Origin of the sequence: Floridaenema flaviceps BLCC-F50, assembly GCF_041929275.2 — a bacterium.
In the GTDB taxonomy this organism is placed as follows: Bacteria; Cyanobacteriota; Cyanobacteriia; order Cyanobacteriales; family Aerosakkonemataceae; genus Floridanema; species Floridanema flaviceps.
In genome coordinates, this window is sequence record NZ_JBHFNR020000001.1 from 2,718,098 (window position 1) to 2,741,855 (window position 23,758).

At 41.1% G+C, this 23,758-nt stretch carries 15 protein-coding genes, 1 tRNA gene and 3 pseudogenes; 9 read left to right on the top strand and 10 right to left on the bottom strand.

Annotated features, from left to right (window positions below; translation table 11 throughout):
* Positions 1-9 precede the first annotated feature (9 nt).
* Entirely contained in the window at positions 10-3,432 is a 3,423-nt protein-coding gene (locus ACE1CI_RS13115; RefSeq protein ID WP_413264297.1) for a DUF7379 domain-containing protein, read from the top strand.
* A gap of 289 nt (positions 3,433-3,721) precedes the next feature.
* On the opposite strand, the gene ACE1CI_RS13120 is transcribed toward ACE1CI_RS13115, so the two are convergent.
* Positions 3,722-4,099 carry a hypothetical protein gene (locus tag ACE1CI_RS13120; RefSeq protein WP_413264296.1) on the bottom strand — a complete coding sequence of 126 codons (378 nt, stop codon included), beginning with the start codon at positions 4,097-4,099 and terminating at the stop codon, positions 3,722-3,724.
* A gap of 210 nt (positions 4,100-4,309) precedes the next feature.
* Complete coding sequence (locus ACE1CI_RS13125) at positions 4,310-4,651, bottom strand: hypothetical protein (RefSeq protein WP_413264295.1); 342 nt, start codon at positions 4,649-4,651, stop codon at positions 4,310-4,312.
* 110 nt (positions 4,652-4,761) lie between these two features.
* Between ACE1CI_RS13125 and ACE1CI_RS13130 the strand changes: the two genes are divergently transcribed.
* Positions 4,762-5,421, top strand: a complete 660-nt coding sequence (locus ACE1CI_RS13130) for a hypothetical protein (protein ID WP_459564051.1) — start codon at positions 4,762-4,764, stop codon at positions 5,419-5,421.
* On the opposite strand, the pseudogene ACE1CI_RS13135 reads toward ACE1CI_RS13130, so the two are convergent.
* The 3 genes and pseudogenes from ACE1CI_RS13135 to ACE1CI_RS13145 form a co-directional block, all read right to left on the bottom strand.
* Positions 5,347-5,523, bottom strand: a pseudogene (locus ACE1CI_RS13135) (hypothetical protein); the annotation flags it as partial. The gene ACE1CI_RS13130 and the pseudogene ACE1CI_RS13135 overlap by 75 nt on opposite strands.
* A 246-nt stretch (positions 5,524-5,769) precedes the next feature.
* On the bottom strand, positions 5,770-6,183 hold the full coding sequence (locus tag ACE1CI_RS13140; RefSeq protein WP_496615611.1) for a DUF5895 domain-containing protein: 414 nt from the start codon (positions 6,181-6,183) through the stop codon (positions 5,770-5,772).
* Between the two features lie 70 nt (positions 6,184-6,253).
* A tRNA-Val gene (locus ACE1CI_RS13145) sits at positions 6,254-6,327 on the bottom strand.
* A 302-nt stretch (positions 6,328-6,629) separates the two neighbouring features.
* Between ACE1CI_RS13145 and ACE1CI_RS13150 the strand changes: the two genes are divergently transcribed.
* Positions 6,630-8,963, top strand: coding sequence for a putative bifunctional diguanylate cyclase/phosphodiesterase (locus ACE1CI_RS13150; protein WP_413264292.1), 2,334 nt, complete (start codon positions 6,630-6,632; stop codon positions 8,961-8,963).
* 226 nt (positions 8,964-9,189) lie between these two features.
* Here the strand turns inward: ACE1CI_RS13150 and hisA are convergent.
* Positions 9,190-9,964: pseudogene (gene hisA / locus ACE1CI_RS13155) on the bottom strand (1-(5-phosphoribosyl)-5-[(5-phosphoribosylamino)methylideneamino]imidazole-4-carboxamide isomerase).
* Positions 9,965-10,128: 164 nt separating this feature from the next.
* Positions 10,129-11,757 carry a transglutaminase domain-containing protein gene (locus ACE1CI_RS13160; protein WP_413264290.1) on the bottom strand — a complete coding sequence of 543 codons (1,629 nt, stop codon included), beginning with the start codon at positions 11,755-11,757 and terminating at the stop codon, positions 10,129-10,131.
* 552 nt (positions 11,758-12,309) lie between these two features.
* Between ACE1CI_RS13160 and ACE1CI_RS13165 the strand changes: the two genes are divergently transcribed.
* The 6 genes and pseudogenes from ACE1CI_RS13165 to ACE1CI_RS13190 form a co-directional block, all read left to right on the top strand.
* Complete coding sequence (locus tag ACE1CI_RS13165) at positions 12,310-13,158, top strand: DUF928 domain-containing protein (protein WP_413264289.1); 849 nt, start codon at positions 12,310-12,312, stop codon at positions 13,156-13,158.
* A 372-nt stretch (positions 13,159-13,530) separates the two neighbouring features.
* Entirely contained in the window at positions 13,531-16,872 is a 3,342-nt protein-coding gene (treS, locus tag ACE1CI_RS13170; RefSeq protein ID WP_413264288.1) for a maltose alpha-D-glucosyltransferase, read from the top strand.
* A gap of 320 nt (positions 16,873-17,192) precedes the next feature.
* Positions 17,193-19,175 carry a 1,4-alpha-glucan branching protein GlgB gene (glgB, locus tag ACE1CI_RS13175; protein ID WP_413264287.1) on the top strand — a complete coding sequence of 661 codons (1,983 nt, stop codon included), beginning with the start codon at positions 17,193-17,195 and terminating at the stop codon, positions 19,173-19,175.
* Positions 19,176-19,624: 449 nt separating this feature from the next.
* Positions 19,625-21,766 (top strand): glycogen debranching protein GlgX, encoded by a 2,142-nt coding sequence (gene glgX / locus ACE1CI_RS13180; RefSeq protein WP_413264286.1) that lies wholly within the window; start codon positions 19,625-19,627, stop codon positions 21,764-21,766.
* 138 nt (positions 21,767-21,904) lie between these two features.
* Positions 21,905-22,036, top strand: coding sequence for a hypothetical protein (locus ACE1CI_RS13185; protein ID WP_413264285.1), 132 nt, complete (start codon positions 21,905-21,907; stop codon positions 22,034-22,036).
* A pseudogene (locus tag ACE1CI_RS13190) lies at positions 22,026-22,229 on the top strand (NAD(P)/FAD-dependent oxidoreductase); the annotation flags it as partial. The gene ACE1CI_RS13185 and the pseudogene ACE1CI_RS13190, both read left to right, overlap by 11 nt.
* 190 nt (positions 22,230-22,419) lie before the next feature.
* On the opposite strand, the gene ACE1CI_RS13195 reads toward ACE1CI_RS13190, so the two are convergent.
* The 3 genes from ACE1CI_RS13195 to ACE1CI_RS13205 form a co-directional block, all read right to left on the bottom strand.
* Complete coding sequence (locus ACE1CI_RS13195; protein ID WP_413264284.1) at positions 22,420-22,749, bottom strand: hypothetical protein; 330 nt, start codon at positions 22,747-22,749, stop codon at positions 22,420-22,422.
* A 267-nt stretch (positions 22,750-23,016) separates the two neighbouring features.
* Positions 23,017-23,232 carry a hypothetical protein gene (locus ACE1CI_RS13200; protein WP_413264283.1) on the bottom strand — a complete coding sequence of 72 codons (216 nt, stop codon included), beginning with the start codon at positions 23,230-23,232 and terminating at the stop codon, positions 23,017-23,019.
* 264 nt (positions 23,233-23,496) lie between these two features.
* Entirely contained in the window at positions 23,497-23,724 is a 228-nt protein-coding gene (locus ACE1CI_RS13205) for a photosystem II protein, Psb35-related (protein WP_413264282.1), read from the bottom strand.
* Positions 23,725-23,758 lie beyond the last annotated feature (34 nt).

Genomic DNA, 23,758 nt, shown 5'->3' on the forward strand with positions numbered 1-23,758 from the left:
AGATGAATTATGGCTGCACAACAATCTAACATCCCAAATGGTTCTTCCCTATGGGCGCTATTAATTGGCATTGATGAGTACCTGAAGAAAGAGGACAACCTGCGTGGCTGCGTCAATGATGTTGAGGCTATGCGGATCTTCCTCATAAATCAACTGGGCGTTCCCGAAAATCACATCCGTCTATTAACTAATCAAGAGGCGACCAGGGCAAATATCCTTCAAGCCTTTGAGGACTTAATCAACAATCCAGACATTCCGCCTGGAAGCCAGATTTTCTTCCACTACAGCGGTCACGGTTCTCAGATGCCTGACCCAAAAGAGCCTGATGGACAAAAAGAAACTATAGTCCCCCATGACAGTAGAGTAGATGGAGTTTTTGATATCCCTGACAAGACTCTTGCCGCCTTGCTAGATAGACTTGCAGAAAGAAAGGGCAACAATATTACCGTAATTCTCGACTGTTGCCATTCGGGTACTGGAACTCGCGATCCAAATCGCAACCCCAATTTAGCTAAAACTCGCAATGTTCAACCTGATAATCGCATCCCACCACCAGACTTGGATACTGACATCCGAACAGGTGTAAAAAGTCGAGGGAAAGGTGCGAGTGGCTGGGCTACTGAAGGGATCACCCATGTTCTTCTGGCAGGTTGTCGCGACGACGAAAAATCGCAGGAGTATCTCAGCCGCGATCAAGGGAAGGAGGTCTGGCATGGTGCTCTAACCTACTTCACGTTGCAAGCCCTGCGTCAAATAACCCCCAACACAACCTATGCCGACCTCTACGAACAGGTAGCAGTTAAGGTAAATAGTTATAATGATAAGCAGATGCCGCAGTGCGAGGGCGATCGCGATCGTGTGGTCTTTGGAGGGGTGCGGGTCGAGCGAGACCCTTTCATTATTGTGCAGAAGGTAGAAGGAAATGAAGTTACTCTAAGCTCTGGTCAGATTCATGGATTGCTTCAGGGTACTGAAGTAGCTCTCTACCCACCCGAAGTGCGTACTAAGAACGATTTGCCTACTCCTTTGACTACGGTCGAAGTTACCTCAGCGTTGGCAACCACAGCCATTGCCAAAATTAAGGAGGGTATGCCAATAGTTACTATTCCCAAATTCGCTCGTGGTCTAATTACCAAACACATTTATGCTGGACTGCGCCAGACGGTAGCTTTGGAGGCAGATCTAGGAGAAGAAAACGAGTTGGCGATCGCACATTTGCGTCAAGCCATTCAGGGAGCAAGCCCCGATAGCGGTTCACCTTACCTGGAGGTGCTGGAAAATCCCGATCAAGTAGCCGATTTACGGGTGAAAGCGGCTAATGGCAAATTAAGCATCTACAACAGCACAGGTGAGCAGCTGGTTGTTCCAGAAGATATCAAAGATGAGGGTGGTAATGAGATAGCTGTACTTCATTCTCTAGAAAGTATTGTTCGCTACCGTACTCTCCAGAAACTTGTTAATAATGAGTCATCGGAGCTAGTGGGCAAAGTGAAACTCCGCCTACTTCGCTATATGTACGACGGTTCTCTGACTGAAGAACTTCCGGCTGGAGCTGTTGGAACTGGAGGGGAAATCACTCTCACCTTCAACCCCGAACGTGAAGAACTCAATGACTACGTTCTGGAGGTAATTAACGAATCGTCGCAACCTATCTATGCTTACCTTTTGCTCCTGAATCCTGACTATAGTATTACACTTCAGTATCCGCAATTGCGTCAACAAGATGAGATCAAAGCAAAAGGTGGAAAACTTACCATAGGTTTTGATAACCGGAAGGAACGGTTAAATTTTAGCTTGCCTGAAGGGTGGGATTCTTGTCGGGATTATTTGAAAGTTATCGTTACCACCAACCCTACTGATTTCAAGTTGCTGGAACAGAAAGGGTTAAACGTTCCACCTCCTCAAAAAATGAGAGCAGCTTCTTCTGCTCTAGAGCAACTATTGGACTGTGTTCTCTCTGGCAAACGCTTTGCCAGCTCTGCGGCAAAGAAAAACCTAGAAGACTGGGCAACAACGTCTCTTTCTGTTACTGTCGTGCGTGGCTTTCAAAGAAAAACGTTGAAAGCCTCCGCTGAAACTATTACTCTGAACGACGGACTAACTTTAGTCAAACCTGAAGGTTTTCAGGGTGAAGTGTCTGTGACCACCTTGAGCCAAGGAACTCGGAGTATAGAAGGCGATCCCAGCTTGAAATTACCACCAGGTCTCGATCGCTTTCCAGACCTCTTCCAGCCTGTTGGACGTACAGGAACTCGCAGTGTTGAGAGCAGTTTCGGTTCAAGAGCACTCGTCATCGCTTTTGATGTAGATGAGGCATCGCGCCAAAGTATAACGCCGGAAAACCCACTCCGCTTGGAACTGCCAGCCGTTGCTAACTCTGAAGGGGCAGACCTTTTGCCCATAGCTTTCGATGGCGAGGACTACTTGCTAGTCGGCTATGGAGCCCCTGGCGGAAACGCGGTGGACGTGGTAAAGTTGCCATCACCTGTTGCACCCGGTAAACGCGGCCTTGGTCGTACCCTTCAATTGTTCATTTATAAGAAGATGGGGCGTTACACCGGAGATATAGGTCTGCGGCGTGCAGAACTGGTTAACGGCAAGGTTGAATACCGCGATATTCAGCGCAACGAGTTCAAACCTGGGGATAAGGTAGCTCTTTTTGTCCACGGCTTTACTGCTGACACACGAGAGATGGTTGAGACGTTTGCTCCCTTTTTGCGCGATCAAGTTCTCCCTTATGACCATCTATTAACTTGGGACTACGAGACTTTTGGCTCCAGCGTTGAAGAAAATGGTAAACAGCTAGCCCAGGACTTACAACAGAAATGTGGCTTTGGCTCTGACGATCAAATTACTGTACACATTTATGCCCACAGTATGGGTTGTCTGGTTTCTCGTTGTGCGATCGAGCTTTCAGGCGGTCACGAGTTTGTTGACAAATTGGTAATGGCGGGTCCTCCCAATAAGGGCTCAACACTCGCCACTCTTGGTCGAGGAATAGTCTACCTGTTTACGGTACTCATCAATCGCGCCTCGGTTATTGCACCTTTGGGGATGTTTAACTATTTGTTAGAGCAGCTTTACCAGCAGGGTATTGGTGCTACCGATTTGACAGTCAACTCCCCGATCCTGGATCGGCTCAACGCTCTCAAAGAACCATCAAATGTTCCATACCTGGTGTTAGCGGGAGAGAATCAGTTGAGCGAGGAAGAGCACGATCGTCTCAACCGACTTGCTCAGAAACTGCTCGATCGAACTCTTGATAACTTATTTGGGGAACAAAACGATATTGCAGTTGGGTTATCTAGTATGCGTGGTGTCAGGGGTGGAGCATATTCCAACTTGAGAGTTGAAGTTTTGGATTGCGATCACTTCCATTATTTCCAAACCCTCCAAGGGCGGGAAGCAGTCAAGCGTTGGGTAATAGGTTAATCGGTCAATGTTAGCACTGGTGGCACGTTATCAGTAACTTGCTACCAAAGTTAACATTGTAGATGTGAATGGATTTCAGAGTATTTGACGAATAATCATAATGTCAGTAGACCGAAAAGTTTTCGGTCTACTGAATGTTAGTCAGAGCGATCGCCAAGTTCTCTGTTAAGAAAATTTTCCCGCTCTCAAATACGTTTCCCAAAAGTGGATTTAGCCCTGAGATTTAGTTTTATTACCCTTATTCATGCTCCTATCAATAGGAGCTTTTTTATTCAGCAGCACCTCCCCATTAAGGAATACCAAACCATCCTCCCGTATCCCCTCCTGCCCAACAATCTCCTTGACAAGCAGAGAAGGTTTCGTCAGCCAGTTGCTTAAATTCTTCTAGAGCACTTATATCTTGTCCCTCGTATCCCGCTGGGTGAAAAATCCTGCCAACATACTTTCCTTGCAAACGAATTTGTCCAATGACATAAATGCCTCCTCCAACGCTGTAAACCCCATGAACAGGATTACGGGAGTAAATAGCAATATAACCTCCATCCTTACCTTGATAACGATTTACCGTAGGCAAAATCCGCTCTTGGTAGCCAGGGACGGGATGATTAATCACACTTCCCTCACCCACATATACTCGAAAATCTTGAGGAAGCATCGGGTATTCCATCTAATGTCTCACAATTATTATGGTTTATTTCAGTTTATTCTTTATAGCCCTTTACAGGCTACCTCATCTACTCACCAGCCCAGTTGACAACTATCACACTGAAAAATCAAATCAAACAGTTCTAGTTCAAGATCACATCCAGACAAACAACCCCAAGGACTTGACTGAAACTTTCGGTTGTTGCTAGAGATCGCATCTCTGGTCTGAGGATTATTTGAGACTTTTCCATTCTGATGTTGTTGTATCAGACTCAAACAGTTCCCATAAACCAACCGTACCCACAAAAAAAGTATAAACGCCATATTGAATCGGCTGGTGTTTTTTTGCTGGTGCATAAATAGCCGCAACAACTGCCTCGATTAAATGAACTGCAATTGCGAAATGTCCTAACCACAGAATTGGCATCAAGCTGCTCTTGAACTGATTGGTCGTTAGTCTGGCTTCAAGATTCCATAATTCTAATGCGATCGCAGCGACTATCACAACTGGAGATATTACTTTGAGCAGACTGACAAGTTTTTTCTTGCCTTCGTTTAAAGTCAGGGGTTTCATTGCAACATTTTCGGGAACAACTTTTCTATCATGAACCAGGCGATCTTGCCTGTAAAATTCCACCTCCAAACCAAATCGTACTCTTGCTCTACCATGACTCGATTTGTTTTATGTACCTGACGCAAAAGAACCAAATCAGAGAACTGAATAAGTCTGAATTTGTTGCTCTGCGTGAGTTGTGCCGACTGAGCAAGAACCTCTACAATGTAGGTTTGTATGCGGTGCGGCAATACTTTTTTCAGGAACAAAAGCACTTGCGCTATGAATCTGCCTACCATCTGTGTAAAACCAATGAGAACTACAAGCTTCTCAATACAGATATTGCACAGCAAACATTGAAAGTGGTAGACAGAACCTTTAAAAGCTTCTACGGATTGATAAGTGCAGTTAAAAACGGGAGTTATCACCAAAAAGTGAAACTTCCTGATTACCTGCCTAAATATCGTTATTTCTTATTGAACTACATTGAACAAGAGGAATCTTACACCTCTAAAGCAAGTGCAATAGACGGTGATGAGATACCGATTTACAATGCCGACAATCCCAAAGAATACCAGTTTTCTGGTAAACGAATTAAGCGCGGATTGTATAGGACAAAAGAGGGATATTTGGTTAACGCGGATCTAAATGGTTCGCTAAATGCGAAACTCCAGATTATAATCCCCTTTTCCTTGGATAGCGTCTTCGATTGCAGTTTCAACTTTTTTTTGATCGTCGGGATGTATTGCATCAAGGGAGTTACGAATCCGGTTGGCAATCTGAGCGACTAATTTTTCCCGTTCTGCCTTAGTTTGAATCGAACGCTGAAAAATTCGGTTGGCAGCAAAAGTTTTATCAACAAAAATCAAACAGAGAAGTGGCAAGCGCACCACTGCCTCATAAATAAAAAATCCCTACGATCGAGGGATTGTCCAGGGTGTTTAAGTGGCTATACGGCACGCTACGCGATCGCACTGCACGTCAAAGCTTACGTCCCTCACAAATTCGTGTGTTAGACCAATCAGAAATTGCTCAAATTTCTTGTCTCATAAGTTGAGAGTGGTGTAATCCATTGCAAGGACTGGATTTCAACCCAATCTTGTTTCAACAATTCAGGATAGTTACTGATTTCTGGCAAGTCACCGATCGCTTCCCATACCGTAGGCGGCATTTTGCCAAAAGGCTGGGGCTGATGGCAAAGCAGATTTGGTGGGTTCCGAGATGCCACTTAACGCAAATCCAGCCGCATTCATGTCGAACAATTCCCAAACAGCAGCCTTTTTGTCTTTGCTTCCCAAAAACCAAGTTCGCAGATTTTCGAGCGAAGGTTGGTCATATTTCTCAACTTTGCAGCAATAGGATTTATTACCGCCTTCACCTTCTTTGATGCCTTTGAAGTCACAGCGAAACGCAACCAGACTGCGCCAGCGATCGTTCTTTCCACTAGCCCGCAGTCCCGTAAATTTAGAGAATGCTAACTCAGCAGCGGAATAATATTCATCAAGAGCGTCTGTGAGACTCCACAAAGCGACATTTCTGAATCTGACTCGGATAGGTCAGATAACGATCGGGAGTAAGGGATGACCAAGGCTAAAAGGCTTGCTGTGAAAGGGATTGAGGGAATGGACACAACTGGGCTCGAACCAGTGACCTCTACGATGTCAACGTAGCGCTCTAACCAACTGAGCTATGCGTCCTCAGATTTATCACTATAACACAGATTCTCCAGTTAATACATAAATTTCTGAAAAACGCTTCGCGGGATTTCTGTAATTAATCCTACCAATTAGCAATGCAAAATGTGTCTTCTATAACAAGGAATAAAAAGGATATTCCTTAAGATAGATTTAAGATTTACCATTAAATTTGTTAAATAGATATTTAAGATTTGTAAATACATACTCGATCGATCGTTAAATAAAACTAGTAAGTCACCGCTTACACAAGCATTACACCTACTGAGTCGAGTTCCCTAGCCCAAATTTTTAGCCTAAAAACTATGCCATTAAAAGGATATACCCACAGCCAGGAAAATAGGGTTAACCAGCCCCAAGAAATTCCAGGTGAACAAAAAGAAAGCCATAACGAGACTAATAACAATCACCGTCATGGCAAAGTCGTACCACTACAAAATTTCCTCTTCCGAGAAGTACATCAGGCAGTTAAACTTTTTGCAGGTGGAGAAGAAGCTTTACTTCGGCAAATCATCAGTAAAGCGCCTGTATTTTTTTACTCTTTGGATGGGAACGGTGTGTTTACTCTTGCTGAAGGTAAAGCACTAGAGACTTTAGGGTTAAACTCACAGCAAGTAGTCGGGGAGTCAATATTTGAGATTTTTCATGATTTACCCGACTTTTTAGCTAATGTTCGGGCTTGTTTAGCGGGCGAGGAGATTGTTTGGCAATCAACGATCGCTAATATGGTGTATGACAATCACGTTACACCTTTAGTGCAGGCAAACGACGAGGTAGTTGGTTTAATCGGAATTTCTGTACTTAATATCACTAAACATCAGCAAACAGAGGAACAGTTACGACTCTTAGCCGAAGCAGTTAAACATACTGAAGATGCGGTGATCATTACTTCTACTGACTTGGAACCTCCGGGGCCCAGTATAGTATTTGTTAATCCGGCATTTACTAAAATGACGGGTTATACTGCCGAAGAAGTGATGGGTCGAAATCCGCGTTTTTTGCAAGGGCCAAATACTGACCGGACTGTTTTAAGTAGATTGCGAAAAACTTTAGAGGGTGGCGAAGTATTTTACGGGGAAGCGATTAATTATCGCAAGGATGGTACAGAATTTTATAACGAATGGCATATTGAACCAATTCGGGATGCCCAAGGTAGAATTACACATTATTTGGGAGTACAAAGAGACATTACTGAACGGAAAAAATCGGAAGCGCAATTAATTCATAATGCTTTGTATGATAGTTTAACAGGTTTGCCGAATCGGACATTATGGGCAAGGCGTTTAGAAGAAGCAATTGCTAAAGCTAAAGAATGTCAAGATTACTTGTTTGCTGTGTTATTTTTAGATTTAGATCGCTTCAAGTTAGTGAATGATAGTTTAGGGCATTTAGCCGGAGATGAATTGCTTAAAACGATCGCCAAACGTCTGCAATCTAGCCTGCGACCTAGTGATACTGTAGCGCGATTGGGTGGGGATGAATTTGGAATTTTGCTCACCAATATTCAAGAATTGGAAAATATTACCGCTGTTGTCAACCGCATTCAAAATAGCGTTAGACAACCGCTAAAATTAGAAGGACAAGAGGTATTTACTACTGCTAGTATTGGCATTGCTTTATCTTCGGCTGGCTACGATTCTGCCCAAGATTTGATGCGAGATGCTGATATTGCTATGTATCGGGCTAAAGTATTGGGTAAAGCTCGTGCTTGTCTGTTCAACAAAACTATGCACCAAATAGCGGTGAATAGATTACGTTTAGAAACAGATTTACGCAGGGCTTTAGAACGACAAGAATTAAGATTACATTATCAGCCAATTGTTTCTCTGACCACAGGCGAAATTACTGGGTTTGAGGCATTATTACGTTGGTCACATCCCGAAGATGGTTTAATTTGCCCATCCCAGTTTATTCCTGTAGCTGAAGAAACGGGATTAATTAATCAGATTGGTTGGTGGGTGTTGCGGGAAGCTTGCCTAAAATTACGAATTTGGCAGTTAACTTTTGCCAAAGAAACGCCTTTAACCATGAGTGTAAATCTTTCGGGTAAACAATTTGCTCAACCTGGATTAATTGAAAAGGTAAATTTAATTTTGCAGGAAACTGGGTGCGATCGCAATTCCCTAAAACTCGAACTTACCGAAAGCGCCATCATGGAACACAGTAATGCTAATTACGTATTGGAAAAGCTGCGGAGTTTAGGAGTCAACTTAGATATAGATGATTTTGGCATTGGTTATTCTTCTCTCAATCGGTTGTATCAATTTCCCATCAATACTTTAAAGATAGACAGATCTTTTGTTAGTCGGATTGATGCGGGTGGCAGAAATGTAGAAATTGTCAAAGCTATTGTTACTTTAGCTCATACTTTAGGGATGAATATAGTTGCAGAAGGAGTAGAAACTGTCCAACAAGCAAGTCTATTACAAATCCTTAATTGTGAATTTGCCCAAGGCTATCTTTTCTCTAAACCTTTGGATGAAAAAGCCGCCGAAGCATTATTAAAATCTCAACCAAATTGGTGTTATAAAATTAAACCAGAAGATAGCTGCCAGTTGCCGCAATCGGCTAATCATATTAGTTCGGTATGCAAAATAGCTACATCACCACAGATTCAGTCAATTCAAGCTGTCAGTTAGAAGTTTGTAGGACTTACGCACTGGCGATCCCCCAACCCCCAAAACACAAGGGGGCTCTCTTAAATTCCCCCCTTGTGTTTTGGGGGGCTAGGGGGGATCTGGGTTTGGGCAAGAGAGTGCGTAAGTCCTAGTTTGTTAGTGGATTTTCAGGAAGAAATTCTCAGGAAAGTAAGGTGGGCTATGCTTACCTTACTATCTGAAAAATCACTTAATTGATGTTAAGAACTTAAGCAAAAGTTGAGTTTCCTAAATCTGGGGGTACATCTTGGTAACGCCCAGAACCTACGGCTTGAATTGCTTCTTTGAGTGAAACATCTCCAGTATATATGGCGCGTCCAACGATCGCACCTCGCACGCCCAAAGGTTCTAAAGCGAGTAAACTGAAAAGGTCAGTTAAAGAACTTACGCCACCAGAAGCTATTACGGGAATGGAAAGATTGCTGGTCTAATTCTCGCAATGCTTCTAAATTTGGCCCTTGAAGAGTACCATCCCGATGAATGTCAGTATAAATAATTTCCGCTGCACCCATTTCGGCCATTTGTTGGGCTAAATTTTGGGCGGTAACTTCGGATGTTTCTAACCAACCTCTGGTGGCAACTTTACCATTCCGGGCATCAATTCCGACAATGATGTTACTGGGGAATTCTTGACAAAGTTGTTGGACTAATTCGGGTTTTTCTACGGCAACGGTTCCCAAAATTGCCCAACGAACTCCGATATTTAATAGTGTGGCAACGCTGGTGCGATCGCGCAATCCCCCGCCAACTTCTACGTCGATTGGTACTGCTTGGACGATCGCTTCAATACTTTTTAAATTAACCGATTCTCCGGTTTTTGCTCCATCTAAATCTACTAAATGTAATCGAGTTGCCCCTTGTTCTACCCACTGTTTAGCAACAGCAACCGGATTTTCATCAAAAACTTGCGACTGCGAATAATCTCCTTGATACAGTCGCACACATTTACCATCTAATAAATCAATCGCTGGGATTACTTCCATTTCTAAGAGTTTTGAATTTTGAGTTGGGATTGGGGACTCGGAAGAAGGGGGGGGGGTGGGGAGGTAGGGGGGTGGGGGGAGTCGAAGAGGTAGTTAAATTGTTTCCCCCCATCTCCCCATCTCCCCATCTCCCCATCTCCCCATCTCCCCATCTCCGAGAGTCCCTAAGAAGGTGGTAGTTCTGATAGAATTGTAAACCGGATGTGATTTAGGGCTAAATCTCCGATCGAAACAGATTCTTTATTCAAAAGTACACTGTTAGAAGTGATATTTTCAAAAGAGATACCTTTGCCAATTTCTACATGATACCAAGATAAGCCCATAAAAAATCTAGTGGGATATGGGCCTCCTTCTACTGTGTCATCGGGGTTAGATTCCATTGGCAACCAACCAAAACCAGGGACGTAGAATTCCATCCAAACATGATTAAAATCGGGGGACAAAGGTACATTTTGATATTCGGGATTTTTCGGACATTTGTAACGTCCGACTGTGCGACAGGCGATCCCATTTAAGCGGGAAAGGGCTAATAAAATCCCTAAATATTCGCCGCAAGAACCAACGCCTCTTTGTAAGGCGACATCTGGGGGATCGATGTGAGGTTTGATGCCGTAGGAAAGTTTATCATAAACGAAGTTGCGAATTTTATAGATTTTCCGCATGAGATTTGTTTCTGTGCCGATCGCTTCTTTGGCAGCATTACGGATAATCTGTGTATCCATTGCCAAATCGTCATTATCTACCAAATATTTCTCTTGAAGTTCTGGTGCTAATTCTGGCAATTTTTCTACATCTCTTGGGGTCAACCGATATTTAATGCTGTAAACTTCTAGCAGTGCTTTCCACCCAAAAATGTGCCTTTCTTGTGGTGTAAGTTTGTCAAATTTAAACACTGCTACCCTTTGTCCGTTAATAATTTCTTCGGTAAAGGGACGACCTATGGGGTAAATTTCCCTAATTTTTTGGCGCAAGGTTTCTGATGGCAGGGCGATCCGCCATTCTAAGTTTTCTAAATGCACGTCTTCTAGTTGTGAGAGTTCTTCAACGTAGCTGACTTCCATTAAATAACCATTAGATAAGGCGTAATTTCCTTCGGGATAATAGTGGAAATAGAGGGGATGAATGAAGGTGCGATCGCGATAATCTAATTCTTGTGGTGGGTCGGAGTTTGGGTCATCTCTAACGTAACATTCTTTATAGGCATAAGCAACATAAAGTACTTCTTTGTCAGTTTCGGGATCGTGATAAAAAGCTAACCCTGTGGGATTTTCAAAAGGTGTTAATAAGCTAAATTTAATTTCCCCTGTCGCCCGTTCTAAACAGAATACTGTTTGTTCTTCGTCATCAGCGACCCAAATTTCTTCGCCTTTAATTGTCAAATGTTCTCGACCGATTCCCGGTGTATAGAATCTGGTAATTAAGTTTCCTTTTTGAGCATCATAAATGTAAATGTAACCCGTTTTTTGGCAACTAACATAAAGTGTTGATTCCCAAACTGTTATGCCATTGGCGGTGTAAGGCAAACTTACAAAATGTTGGGGCGTAAAGTCTGTCAAATTACAAAAGTAAACATCTTCATCTCTAGTAAACCACAGCTTGTCTTCCCAAACAGCAAACCCCGTAGCATCTAAGAATTCCCCAACCCGATCGGGATTTAAAATAGTGGTGTCGTCATTTTTTAGATTAACTTGTAAGAGATATCCGGTTGTATGATCTAGGGCAATTAAGCGATCGCCCAAACAGCTAATATCTTGAATTGCATAAGCTGCGAATGGTCTAATTGTTCTAAACATAAACTCTTGGGTTGAAGAAACCATAGCCTGATCGGGTAAAAGTTGGTTAGTTAGCGCCCCTTTGTTAAACTCTCAACTTGGGAAAGGTGGCATCCAAGTCCAAGTTTGAGCATGGCTTGCTCATGGTTAACAGTTAAATTTGTTACAATAAACTATTGACCAGTAGTTACCTTAACAAATAAGCTAGATAGCTCTGTGAGCAGAACAAAGCCAGATCAGATTTTATACAACTTTGTGGCTTTTGAACTGCTCAGATGGAACACCAAAGGGAAGAGATATCGTTTCTCGTTAATTTTGCTAACAGATGATTCAAACTCCAGATAGGGGATATTCCTGATGCGGAGATTGCTCCTAAGCATTATTGTAGAGAATAGATATTAAAAGATAAATCAGTCGAGTAGCTTAATTTCCAGAGTGTGTTTCATTTGGGTTAAGACGAATGAACTGCCTGGGAGTAAGTCGCTACTAAAAACTAGAAACTCTAAGTTAGATTCACTCGTCTGTTACTATTAAACCTTTGCTCAGTACTTTAGGGGTACTGTTATTTTAACTATGATTCGGATTTTACAGTTTACTAATCCTTGGATCTTATTATTTTTGGCTTTGGCGATCGCTTCTCCCGTCCCCCTCCGAGTTGCTGCACAATCACCAAGACCAAATAACCAAAGTTTACCAACAAATTGGGGCGCTTACGAACCAGATGGTAATATTGGTAGTCCTGGGAGGCGAGAAGGTGGAGGCACAAGAGGCCCTTGTGTTCAGAAAAGTGCCAACGATAAAGTCATGCCTTTGGTGCCAGTTAACGGTTTTGGTACTACCACAGCCGAGTATCCTACTTTCTCAGTTTATCTGCCTCCCCTATTACCAGAAAGTAACCCAGAGATAGAATTTGTGCTAAAAACACCTGCGGAAGAGGAAAAGAAGATTCCGGCAAAGGAGATTTACAAAACTAAATTTAAGATTAATCGAGGAGCGGGAATTATTAGTTTTAGTCTTCCTAATACTAGCAATTTACCAGCTTTGGAATTAAATAAAAATTATCTCTGGTCAGTGACTTTAATTTGCGATCCAGAGGCGGTAGATTCCGGTGATTTAACTGGTAACGAAGTAGCATCAGGGGCGATTCGCCGGGTGACTCCAAAACCTAATGTGCAACAAGAGTTAGCCACAGCAAAATCAGCGATCGATCGCGTTACTATCTATGCAAAAGCCGGGATTTGGTACGATGCTTTAAGTAATTTAGCCGAACTCCGACGGCGCAATCCCAACGATCCAATGGTCATCAGAGATTGGCAAGAATTGTTAAAGTCAGTGGGTATGGAAAAACTTGCCCAAGAACCACTATCTCAACCTGTGGTAGGTAGAAATCAATTGAATTCATCGGTGTCTGGCGATAATTAAATTCAGCTAATGGAGGAGTTAAAATATCTCTACTCACAACTAGAACACCGATTCAGTAATAATCAAGAACTTGATTTTGCGCGGGCTAGGAGAGCCCACCCCACAAGAGTTACAGCTTTCTTGTGGGGTGGGCTCTCCTAGCCCGCCCCATCCGAATATAACTCTTATCACTTTATTTATTTACACCTACTTATTAATTTCTACCTAAAGATTGATGTTTGTCTAAGAATTCATCTTTAAAAAGCCACAGCAGGCTTTCTAACTCTAGCCAGATGCCTAAAGCTACTAGTTTTGGTTAAATAATTTAAGAAAAGGTGTTAGCAACAATACATACTTTATTATTGGCGAAAACTTTTACTTAGAAATCTGGCAATGCAAAACTCAATGTTGAATAATGACCCCCTTTGGTTCAAAAATGCCATCATCTATGAAGTACCAGTGCGTGCTTTTGCCGATAGCAACGGTGATGGAATTGGTGACTTTCGGGGGTTGACCGAAAAACTAGATTATCTGCAAGATTTAGGAGTTACAGCATTATGGATCTTGCCATTTTTTCCTTCACCATTGAGGGATGATGGTTACGACATTGCTGATTATACAAATGTCAATCCTATCTATGGCAACCTAGCAGATTTTCAAGAGTTTTTAGCAGCTGCCCATCAAAGAGGCATTCGGGTAATTATCGAGTTAATCATTAATCACACTTCCGATCAACATCCTTGGTTTCAAAGAGCCCGTAGAGCACCCAAAGGTAGTAAAGAAAGAGATTTTTACGTCTGGAGTGACACCCCAGAAAAATATAAAGAAGCAAGGATTATTTTCCAAGACTTTGAAACTTCTAATTGGACTTGGGATTCACTTGCCCAAGCTTACTATTGGCATCGGTTTTACTCCCATCAACCCGACTTAAATTATGATAATCCAGCAGTGCAACAAGCAGTGTTTGAAGTATTAGATTTCTGGTTGGCAATGGGTGTAGATGGACTGCGGATGGATGCGGTTCCTTACCTCTACGAACGAGAAGGAACGAATTGCGAAAACCTCCCAGAAACTCATGAGTTTTTAAAACAACTTCGTCGCCATGTAGATGAGAAATTCCCGAATCGAATGCTGCTTGCTGAGGCTAATCAATGGCCCGAAGATGCAGCACAATATTATGGATATGGCGATGAGTGCCACATGAATTTTCATTTCCCCTTAATGCCGCGTTTGTTTATGTCATTAAGGATGGAAGATAGCTTTCCAATTTCAGATATTTTACAACAAACTCCGACAATTCCAAATAATTGTCAATGGGCGTTATTCCTGCGAAATCATGACGAATTGACCTTGGAAATGGTAACAGATGAAGACCGGGATTATATGTATCGGGTTTATGCCCAAGACCCGGAAATGAGAGTAAATTTGGGAATTCGTCGGAGGTTAGCGCCACTATTAGGAAATGACCGTCGTCAGATTGAATTATTGAATAGTTTGTTGCTATCTCTTCCAGGAACTCCTGTGCTTTATTATGGTGATGAAATTGGCATGGGGGATAATGTTTTTGTGGGCGATCGCAACGGTGTTCGTACACCAATGCAATGGAACGCCGACAGAAATGCTGGGTTTAGTCGGGCAAGTGCTCATAAACTTTATTTACCAGTGAATGTTGATTCAGAATATCACTATGCCACAGTGAATGTAGAAGCACTAAGGGCAAATCCGAATTCTTTGTGGTATGCAATGAAACGCCTAATTTCTACAAGAAAACATCTGCAAGCATTAGGTAAAGGTAGCTTTGAATTACTCCATCCTGAAAATCGCAAAGTGTTGGCTTTCACCCGCACTTATGAAGATGAACATATTTTAGTAGTGGCGAATTTGTCTCGGTTTGTGCAAACTGTAGAATTGGATTTATCGCCATTTGAAGGCATGGTTCCTGTAGAAATTTTTGGTAGAACTCAGTTTCCCCAAATAGGCAATTCTCCCTATTTTCTGAGTATTGCCCCTTACGCTTTTTACTGGTTTAGCCTGAAACTGGAACCAAGCTTAATTCCCTTACCAAAACGGCAGAAAAATTTAACAACTTTGGCAGTTAGTGGCAAGTGGCAAAACATCTTTTCCCAACGGGATTTGAAAAATACTTTAGAGTTAATCCTCTCCGATTATTTGTACAGTTGTCGCTGGTTTAATGGTAAAAATCGCACGATACAATCAACACAAATTACAGAAACTATTCCTGTAATTTACAAAGATTTATCAGCGCAGATTGTTTGGTTAAAGGTGGATTTTATTCAAGGAGAACCAGATACTTATCTGTTGCCTTTAGCTTACAGGGAAGGAGAAGAAGCTAGAGAAATTGAGGAAGAAATGCCCCAAAATATAGTCGCCCGTTTGCAAGAAGACGGGAAAGAGGAAGCGGGGATTTTGTTTGATGCGATCGCAGATAGTAACTTCCTAAATACAATGTTAGATGCGATCGCCAATAATCGTTCTTACAAAGGAATGGCAGGAGAATTAATTGCCTCTACTACTGATATCTTCCCCGCAGAAATTACCCCTTTAGATCCCGTTTTAATGAAGGGAGAACAGAAAAACACTTGTGCTATTTACAGCGATCCAACAAAAAGCGGATCTGCCTTACAAAATCGCCTGATGTTAAAGATTTATCATCAAATTGAAGAAGGTATTAATCCAGATTTAGAAATCCGGCGTTTCCTCAGCGAACAAAAAACTTTGCAACACTTTGCCCGCATTGCAGGTGCATTAGAATACCGCAATGGTAAAGGTATTCAAACTGTAGGATTGTTGCAAGACTTTATCTCAGATGCGAGGAATACTTGGGATTATACACTTGATAGTTTGCGCGACTATTTTGAACGGATTACAGTTCAACAAAATGAACTTTCATTGGCGACAATACCATCTAGATCGCTGTTAGATTTACAACCGGAAGATCTCCCAGAATTAGCACAGCAAACAATCGGTTCTTATCTAGCAAGCGCTAGTTTAATCGGTGAAGTTACCGCCGACTTACACATTGCTTTAGCCGCTAATGCTGAAGATCCAAATTTTGCGCCGGAACCTTTTTCTTCTTTCTACCAACGTTCAATTTACCAGTATGCGCGTAACCTCACAGGACAGGTTTTACTGGACTTGAAAAAGCAGCTAAAAACCTTATCACCTGAGACACAACAATTAGCCAAAGCTGTGATTAACCGCCAAGAAGAATTTTTTGGACGCTATCAATTAGTTCTCAATCAAAAAATCACAGCCAAGAGAACTCGTTATCACGGAGATTATCACTTAGGACAATTGCTTTACACTGGTAAGGACTTCATTATCATTGATTTTGAAGGAGAACCTGGGCGGAGTTTAAGTGAAAGGCGGATGAAGCGATCGCCTTTACGAGACGTAGCCGGAATGTTGCAATCTTTCAATTATGCCGCTATTCAAGCCCTTCATAATGAAGTGGAAAACGGCACAATTAGTTCTGAAAATCTTCCTTTAATGCAACAATGGGCTGAATTTTGGTATCGCTGGGTGAGTGCAACTTTCTTAAATAGTTATTTGAAAATTGCTAGTCAGGATTCTTTCTTACCAAAAACTAAAGCCGAATTGCAAGTACTTTTAGATGCTTACTTGTTGGAAAAATTGATCTACGACTTAAGTTATGAACTGAAAAATCGACCAAATTGGGTAGGAATTTCTTTACAAAGATTGCTGCAATTTTAGTGATGAGTTTAAAGCTGGTTTGTTGTATCGACTTTAGTCGTTTTCTTTAGGAATGTACGACTAAAGTCGCTACAACGAACCTAATCAATGGTTTGTTGTATCGACTTTAGTCGTTTTCTTTAGGAATGTACGACTAAAGTCGCTACAACGAACCTAATCAATGGTTTGTTGTATCGACTTTAGTCGTTTTCTTTAGGAATGTACGACTAAAGTCGCTACAACGAACCTAATCAATGGTTTGTTGTATCGACTTTAGTCGTTTTCTTTAGGAATGTACGACTAAAGTCGCTACAACGAACTTAATTCACTACTAATTAACCATGATTCAACTAACACTCAACCACAATCAACAGGAAACTACCTTGGATCATGTCAGTTTAATTACTGACCATGATATTTATTTGTTCAATGAAGGAACCCACTATCATTTATATGAAAAACTGGGTTCTCATCCATTAGTTGTTAATGGTGTAGAAGGCACTTATTTTGCAGTTTGGGCACCTAACGCCGGACAGGTATTTGTTAAGGGTGATTTCAATGATTGGAGTGATGAAGGTTTTTCTCTCACTTTAAGAGGACAATCAGGAATTTGGGAAGGTTTTATTCCCGGAATGACTAAAGGTAGCCTCTACAAATATCGCATTATTCACCGTTACAATGGCTATGCAGTAGATAAAGCCGATCCCTTTAATTCCCATCAAGAAGTTCCCCCAAGAACTGCATCAATTGTTTGGGATACTGAGTATCCTTGGCACGATCGCGAATGGATGGAAACTCGCGCCAAAGCTAATTCTTTTGATGCGCCAATTTCGATTTACGAAGTACATTTAGGTTCGTGGATGCGGATACCGGAAGAGGGAAATCGCTTTTTAACTTACCGGGAAATTGCTACTAAATTGGCGGAATATGTGAAGCGTTTGGGCTTTACTCATGTGGAATTAATGCCAATAACAGAACATCCTTTTTATGCTTCTTGGGGATATCAAACTACTGGATATTTTGCCCCGACTAGTCGCTACGGAACTCCCCAAGATTTCATGTATTTGATCGATCATTTGCATCAAGAAGGTATTGGCGTAATATTAGATTGGGTGCCTTCTCATTTCCCTACAGATCTACATGGATTGAATTATTTTGATGGTACTCACCTTTACGAACACGCCGATCCTAGACAAGGTTTTCACCCTGATTGGCAGAGTAGCATTTTTAATTATGGGCGGCGTGAAATCAGCAGTTTTTTAATTAGTAGTGCCTTCTTTTGGTTGGATAAATGTCATATTGATGGACTGCGGGTAGATGCTGTTGCATCGATGCTTTATTTGGATTATTCTCGCAAACATGGAGAATGGGTTGCTAATAAATATGGTGGGAGAGATAATCTAGAAGCGATCGACTTTTTAAAACAATTCAACCAAGCAGTTTATCAACACTTCCCCGATGTCCAAACTATTGCCGAAGAATCAACCGCTTGGGCAAAAGTTTCGCGTCCAATTTATGATGGTGGATTAGGTTTTGGTTTAAAGTGGGACATGGGTTGGATGCACGATACTTTAAAGTATATGTCCCTCGATCCCATTGCTAGAAAACATCATCATAACCTGCTAACTTTCCGAATGCTTTATGCTTTTAATGAGAACTTTGTTTTACCACTTTCTCACGACGAAGTTGTGCATGGTAAAGGTTCTTTAATTGGCAAAATGCCGGGAGATTATTGGCAGAAATTTGCTAATTTACGGGTGTTATTTGGCTATATGTATGCCCAAGCTGCCAAAAAACTTTTGTTCATGGGCGGAGAGTTTGGACAGTGGCAAGAATGGAGTCATGACAGAAGTTTAGATTGGCATCTTTTAGATTACCCAATGCACGCAGGTTTGCAAAGGTGGGTAACAGATTTAAATCACATTTATCGCCAAGAAAAAGCTTTGCATGAACTAGATTTTAGTTGGGAAGGTTTTGAGTGGATTGATTGTAATGATTCACAACAAAGCGTAATGAGTTTGATTCGTAAATCAAAATCAACCGATGAAATTATTTTAGTAGTGGCAAACTTTACTCCTGTACCTCGCTACAATTACCGTTTAGGTGTGCCGAATAATGGTTTTTGGCAAGAGTTACTCAACAGCGATTCGGGGGATTATGGTGGTAGCGGTGTGGGTAATTTTGGCGGTGTTACAGCAGAAGAAATTCCCTGTCACGATCGCGCTTTCTCACTCAACATTCACTTACCACCTTTGGGAATCCTGTTTTTTAAATTAAAAACCGATCTCCCAGAAAATTCTGTAACAGAAAATGCTTTTGTGTAAAACAAAGTAGAGCTTTTCCCAAAGTCAACTTAGCCAATTGTATCAGTAATCACAAACTTAATTTCCCTGAAGAACCTATCTTTAGGGAGATTTTTTTAGACATAAAAAAAGATTACCTTCACTATTGTCTATCCCATGATTTAACCAACTCAATATAGCTTACCTGGAAAGCATGATTCTGACTTTTCCAGGTAACTATTCCTATTTGAAAAAAGTAACTTTACAAAAATTTACCTCTTGTGACAGATGGTAGGAACCGATATATTTCTTTACATTGTGTAAGCAATAGGGAAAACTAATCAGCAGATCGTTTATCAAAAGTCATGCACTCAACAGCAAAGTCAGCAAATTGTAAGTAAAAGTTTGTTTTTCAATTAGCTTCAAAAAGCTACAAAACTATTTTCTCAAAAAAGTTCAGAAAAACCATTAGCATTGATTTAGGATAATCTATGTACGTAGCACTTTGGCCTGGAAATGTTTATCCTTTAGGCTCATATTGGGATGGCAAAGGAACAAACTTTGCGTTGTTTAGCGAAAACGCTACAGCTGTTGAGCTTTGTTTGTTCGATCGCAACGACAAAGAAACGCGCATTAAACTAACAGAACTTAACAACTTTGTTTGGCATGGTTATTTGCCAGGAATTGGCCCCGGACAACGTTACGGATTTCGCGTACATGGCCCCTGGAAACCGCAAGAGGGTCATCGTTTTAATGCTAACAAATTGTTAATTGACCCTTATGCCAAAGCAATTGATGGCTTACTTCGGGGTAATGGTGCGGAAATATTTGGTTATTCTTGGGAAACGGAAGAGGCAGAGAAAGATTTAGTTTTTTCTGAGTTAGATGATGCTCATTTAGTGCCAAAATCTGTAGTAGTAGACCAGTCTTTTGATTGGGAAGGAGATCAATTATTAAGAACTCCTTGGCACGAAACTGTTATCTATGAAACTCACGTCAAAGGTTTTACCAAATTACATCCAGATATTCCCGAAGAACTGCGGGGAACTTATGCCGGAATTGCCCATCCAGCCGCCATTCAACATTTGCAACAGCTAGGAATTACAGCCCTGGAATTAATGCCAGTGCATCACTTTATAGCCCTACCGGGATATCTCACAGATAAAGGGTTAACTAACTATTGGGGCTATGATTCAATTAATTACTTTGCTCCCTTTTCTGGTTACAGTGCTAGTGGTACTTTGGGACAGCAAGTAACCGAATTTAAGAAGATGGTGAAAGCGCTACATCGGGCGGGAATTGAAGTTATTTTAGATGTGGTTTATAACCATACTGGTGAGGGAAATCATTTAGGTCCAAGCTTGTCTTTACGAGGCATTGATAACACTGTTTACTATCGGTTGATAGACGATGATAAGCGTTTGTACATGGACTTTACAGGCTGCGGAAATTCTCTTTATGTTGGTCATCCGCAAGTCTTAAAGTTAATCATGGATAGCCTACGTTATTGGGTGACAGAAATGCACGTTGATGGCTTCCGATTTGACTTAGCAGCGGCTTTGGCAAGGGAGTTATTTGAAGTTAATAGTTTATCAGCTTTCTTCGATATTATTCACCAAGATCCGGTGTTAGCAGATGTGAAATTAATTGCTGAACCTTGGGATTTAGGAGAAGGTGGTTATCAAGTAGGTCAATTCCCTGTTCTTTGGTCTGAATGGAATGGCAGATATCGCGATACTGTGCGCGATTTTTGGCGGGGTGAAAAGGAGACTTTAGGGGAATTTGCTTACTGTTTTACTGGTAGTCCAGATCTATATTCGTTGAATGGAAGACGACCAAATGCTAGTATCAACTTTGTCACTGCCCATGATGGTTTTACCCTGAATGATTTAGTTAGTTACGAAGAGAAACATAACGAAGCAAACGGGGAAAACAATTGTGATGGTGATGAACACAATCGTTCTTGGAATTGTGGTGTTGAAGGCGAAACTGATGACCCAGAAATTTTGGATTTACGGGAACGATTAAGAAGAAATTTCCTAGCAACTTTGATGCTGTCTCAAGGTGTCCCTATGCTGCTAGGTGGGGATGAAATGGGGCGGACGCAGAAGGGTAATAATAATACTTATTGCCAAGATAATGAGCTTTCTTGGTTTGATTGGAATTTAAATCAAGACAATGAAGAACTGGTCAATTTTACCCGTGAATTAATTTATTTCCGTCGTCAACATCCCGTATTTCGGCGGCGCAAATGGTTCCAAGGTCGTCCTATTCACGGCAAGGGTGTTAGTGATATTGCTTGGTTCAATCCTGATGGCACTGAGATGACAGATGAACAGTGGAATATTGGTTACGCTAAGGCGATCGCAGTTTTTCTAGATGGCGATCAACTTGCCTGTCCTAGTCCTAGAGGTGAGCACATTAGAGATGATAGTTTCCTGATGTTTTTTAATGCTCACTCTGAAACAATTGAGTTTAATTTACCTACTGTTTTTGGGCTAGATAAGTGTGATTGGTCTTTGGTAATTGATACTAAGGAACCGCGCTTTATTCGGGAAGAAAAAATTTACACTGGCAACCAAGCTGTGCCTGTGGTTGGGCGATCGCTAGTATTGCTGCGTCGCTTGGAATAAAAAACACAATCAGGATTTATGGATTTACATGATAGTCAGGATTAATTTTAGGATTGATGAGGATTAATCCTGTTTATCATGTCAATCCTTCTTTACCAACAAGTGACAATTTAATTATGATTGGGGACGATTAGGATTATGTTTAATATTGGAGATTATGTCCAAAACCAAAAAAGTAAAAACTTGGGTAAAGTAATTGGTTACGGACATCAAATATTGGATAGTGGTTTTACAACAACAGTAAAAGTATTGGTGGAAAGAAATCGCTAATTACAAAACACCGATCGAAGGATTGTTTTTAACAGGTGCAGGAACTCATCCAGGGGGAGCAATTTCGCGAATACCAGGGCGTAATTGTGATCGAGTTTTCTTACGCGATCGGCATCCGATAAGTTCTACTTTGCAAGACACCGGAAATACTATTAAAACCGGAGTTAAGTCTGTGCTAAACGTCTTCTCTTAGATTAGGTTAATTGTGATAATATGTCCGCTTATTTAGACATATTATCCTAACACAAAACCTTGTAGAGACGTTATATATAACGTCTCTACATTATGTCTAATTAACCTGATCGTGATATGAAGAATAAATTTTGAATATTTAATTCGGAAAAAAGTCCTCACTTACTTAAATAGTGAGGACTCGAAAACTGTTACCACCAAACTCGATTTCCGTTTTCGTCAACTCTCGCTTGTCTGATTACATCGGAGATTTCTTCTGCATCTTTTACGTGGTGGAGTGCTTCTTTGTTACCATCGGAGTCTTCGACAATAAAGTAAGTCGGAACTGTAATATGATCCCCAGTAATATCAGGCGAATCAACAGCAACTTGTTTCGCTTTTTCTTCAATGGATTGAGGTTCGTCAGAGATGCGATCGCCCGGATTAGCTGTTAAGTTTTTTTCCTTTGCTCTGGGTTCTTCTTTAGAATGCCAGTCTACACTTACAGGTTGTTCTATCTGCTTCTCTTGTTGGTTATCCATGATGTTTTTCCCATTTAAACAATTTATTCTTTACTAAACTCAGTCTAGAAAACTGAAATTGCCATATACTCTTTCAAAGGAAGTAGTTTCGGCAGCTACAAGTGGTATTTAAGCTGGAGAAAAAATCTGCCTATTGTCTGGACTGGTTGTTTATTTGATTGTTTGATTTAGCTCTTTCTTTAGTGAGAGATCCAAAAAAATACCTTATTTCTTTAGCTAGTAGTTTTACTTTGATTTTGATGATTATGGTCCCTCACTAAACGGCCATTAATTCAACACAGCATCAATTTCTGATTCATTTAGCAAAATTGTTGTTTCATAACCAATTCTGCCAAAATCTGGTTCTGGCCCCAACTCCATTTGTACAGCATATTGCCAACTATTAGGTTCAGGGTAATAATTAATTATCTTTCCCATACCTCCAAGGAAAGATACCATTTGATTTTTGGGATATCTGGGTAAACCTGATAGGTGAAGCTTCATAAAATTACCACCTTTACTAATAAATAGTGTTCTTATTCAACAAAATAACTAACCTAAAATAATTCAACTTCTAACTGGAGTAAGGGTGTAGTTTCTATCACAAGGATTGGCTTTATGTAAAATATATTTGTAACGATAAATACTTGCCAACAAAAAACCCCAGTTGCTTTCCTGGGGTGAAAATTAAGATTATGTACGTTGTTGCGCTTCAGCGCTCTTATTACTTTTGGGATAAGAGCGCTAAAGCGCAACAACATACTTTAATTAACTAGGTAAATTATTGCTGGCATAAGCATCCATGCTGTAAGCAGGAACGCGCTCGTTGTAATTAATTTGAGTTCCAGTGACGGACTCAGCTAACTTTTCAAAAGACTCAGAACGCCAGTTGCGATCGTGAATGGGTTTAGACTGTTCGCCACGAAAATAAGCTTGAGTACCAATTACAGAAGCAGCTAACCAACCAACGATAAATAAAGCAATCAGGATAGTCATGATTTATAGTTCCTCTTGTTTGTTTCCTTATGTA

Coding starts and splice junctions, on each gene's coding strand:
- ACE1CI_RS13160 (WP_413264290.1), bottom strand. CDS start 11,757: ATGTTTAGAACAATTAGACCATTCGCAGCTTATGCAATTCAAGATATT.
- ACE1CI_RS13120 (WP_413264296.1), bottom strand. CDS start 4,099: ATGGAATACCCGATGCTTCCTCAAGATTTTCGAGTATATGTGGGTGAG.
- glgB (WP_413264287.1), top strand. CDS start 17,193: ATGATTCAACTAACACTCAACCACAATCAACAGGAAACTACCTTGGAT.
- treS (WP_413264288.1), top strand. CDS start 13,531: ATGCAAAACTCAATGTTGAATAATGACCCCCTTTGGTTCAAAAATGCC.
- ACE1CI_RS13200 (WP_413264283.1), bottom strand. CDS start 23,232: ATGAAGCTTCACCTATCAGGTTTACCCAGATATCCCAAAAATCAAATG.
- ACE1CI_RS13195 (WP_413264284.1), bottom strand. CDS start 22,749: ATGGATAACCAACAAGAGAAGCAGATAGAACAACCTGTAAGTGTAGAC.
- ACE1CI_RS13130 (WP_459564051.1), top strand. CDS start 4,762: ATGTACCTGACGCAAAAGAACCAAATCAGAGAACTGAATAAGTCTGAA.
- ACE1CI_RS13115 (WP_413264297.1), top strand. CDS start 10: ATGGCTGCACAACAATCTAACATCCCAAATGGTTCTTCCCTATGGGCG.
- ACE1CI_RS13185 (WP_413264285.1), top strand. CDS start 21,905: ATGTTTAATATTGGAGATTATGTCCAAAACCAAAAAAGTAAAAACTTG.
- ACE1CI_RS13205 (WP_413264282.1), bottom strand. CDS start 23,724: ATGACTATCCTGATTGCTTTATTTATCGTTGGTTGGTTAGCTGCTTCT.
- ACE1CI_RS13150 (WP_413264292.1), top strand. CDS start 6,630: ATGCCATTAAAAGGATATACCCACAGCCAGGAAAATAGGGTTAACCAG.
- glgX (WP_413264286.1), top strand. CDS start 19,625: ATGTACGTAGCACTTTGGCCTGGAAATGTTTATCCTTTAGGCTCATAT.
- ACE1CI_RS13165 (WP_413264289.1), top strand. CDS start 12,310: ATGATTCGGATTTTACAGTTTACTAATCCTTGGATCTTATTATTTTTG.
- ACE1CI_RS13125 (WP_413264295.1), bottom strand. CDS start 4,651: ATGAAACCCCTGACTTTAAACGAAGGCAAGAAAAAACTTGTCAGTCTG.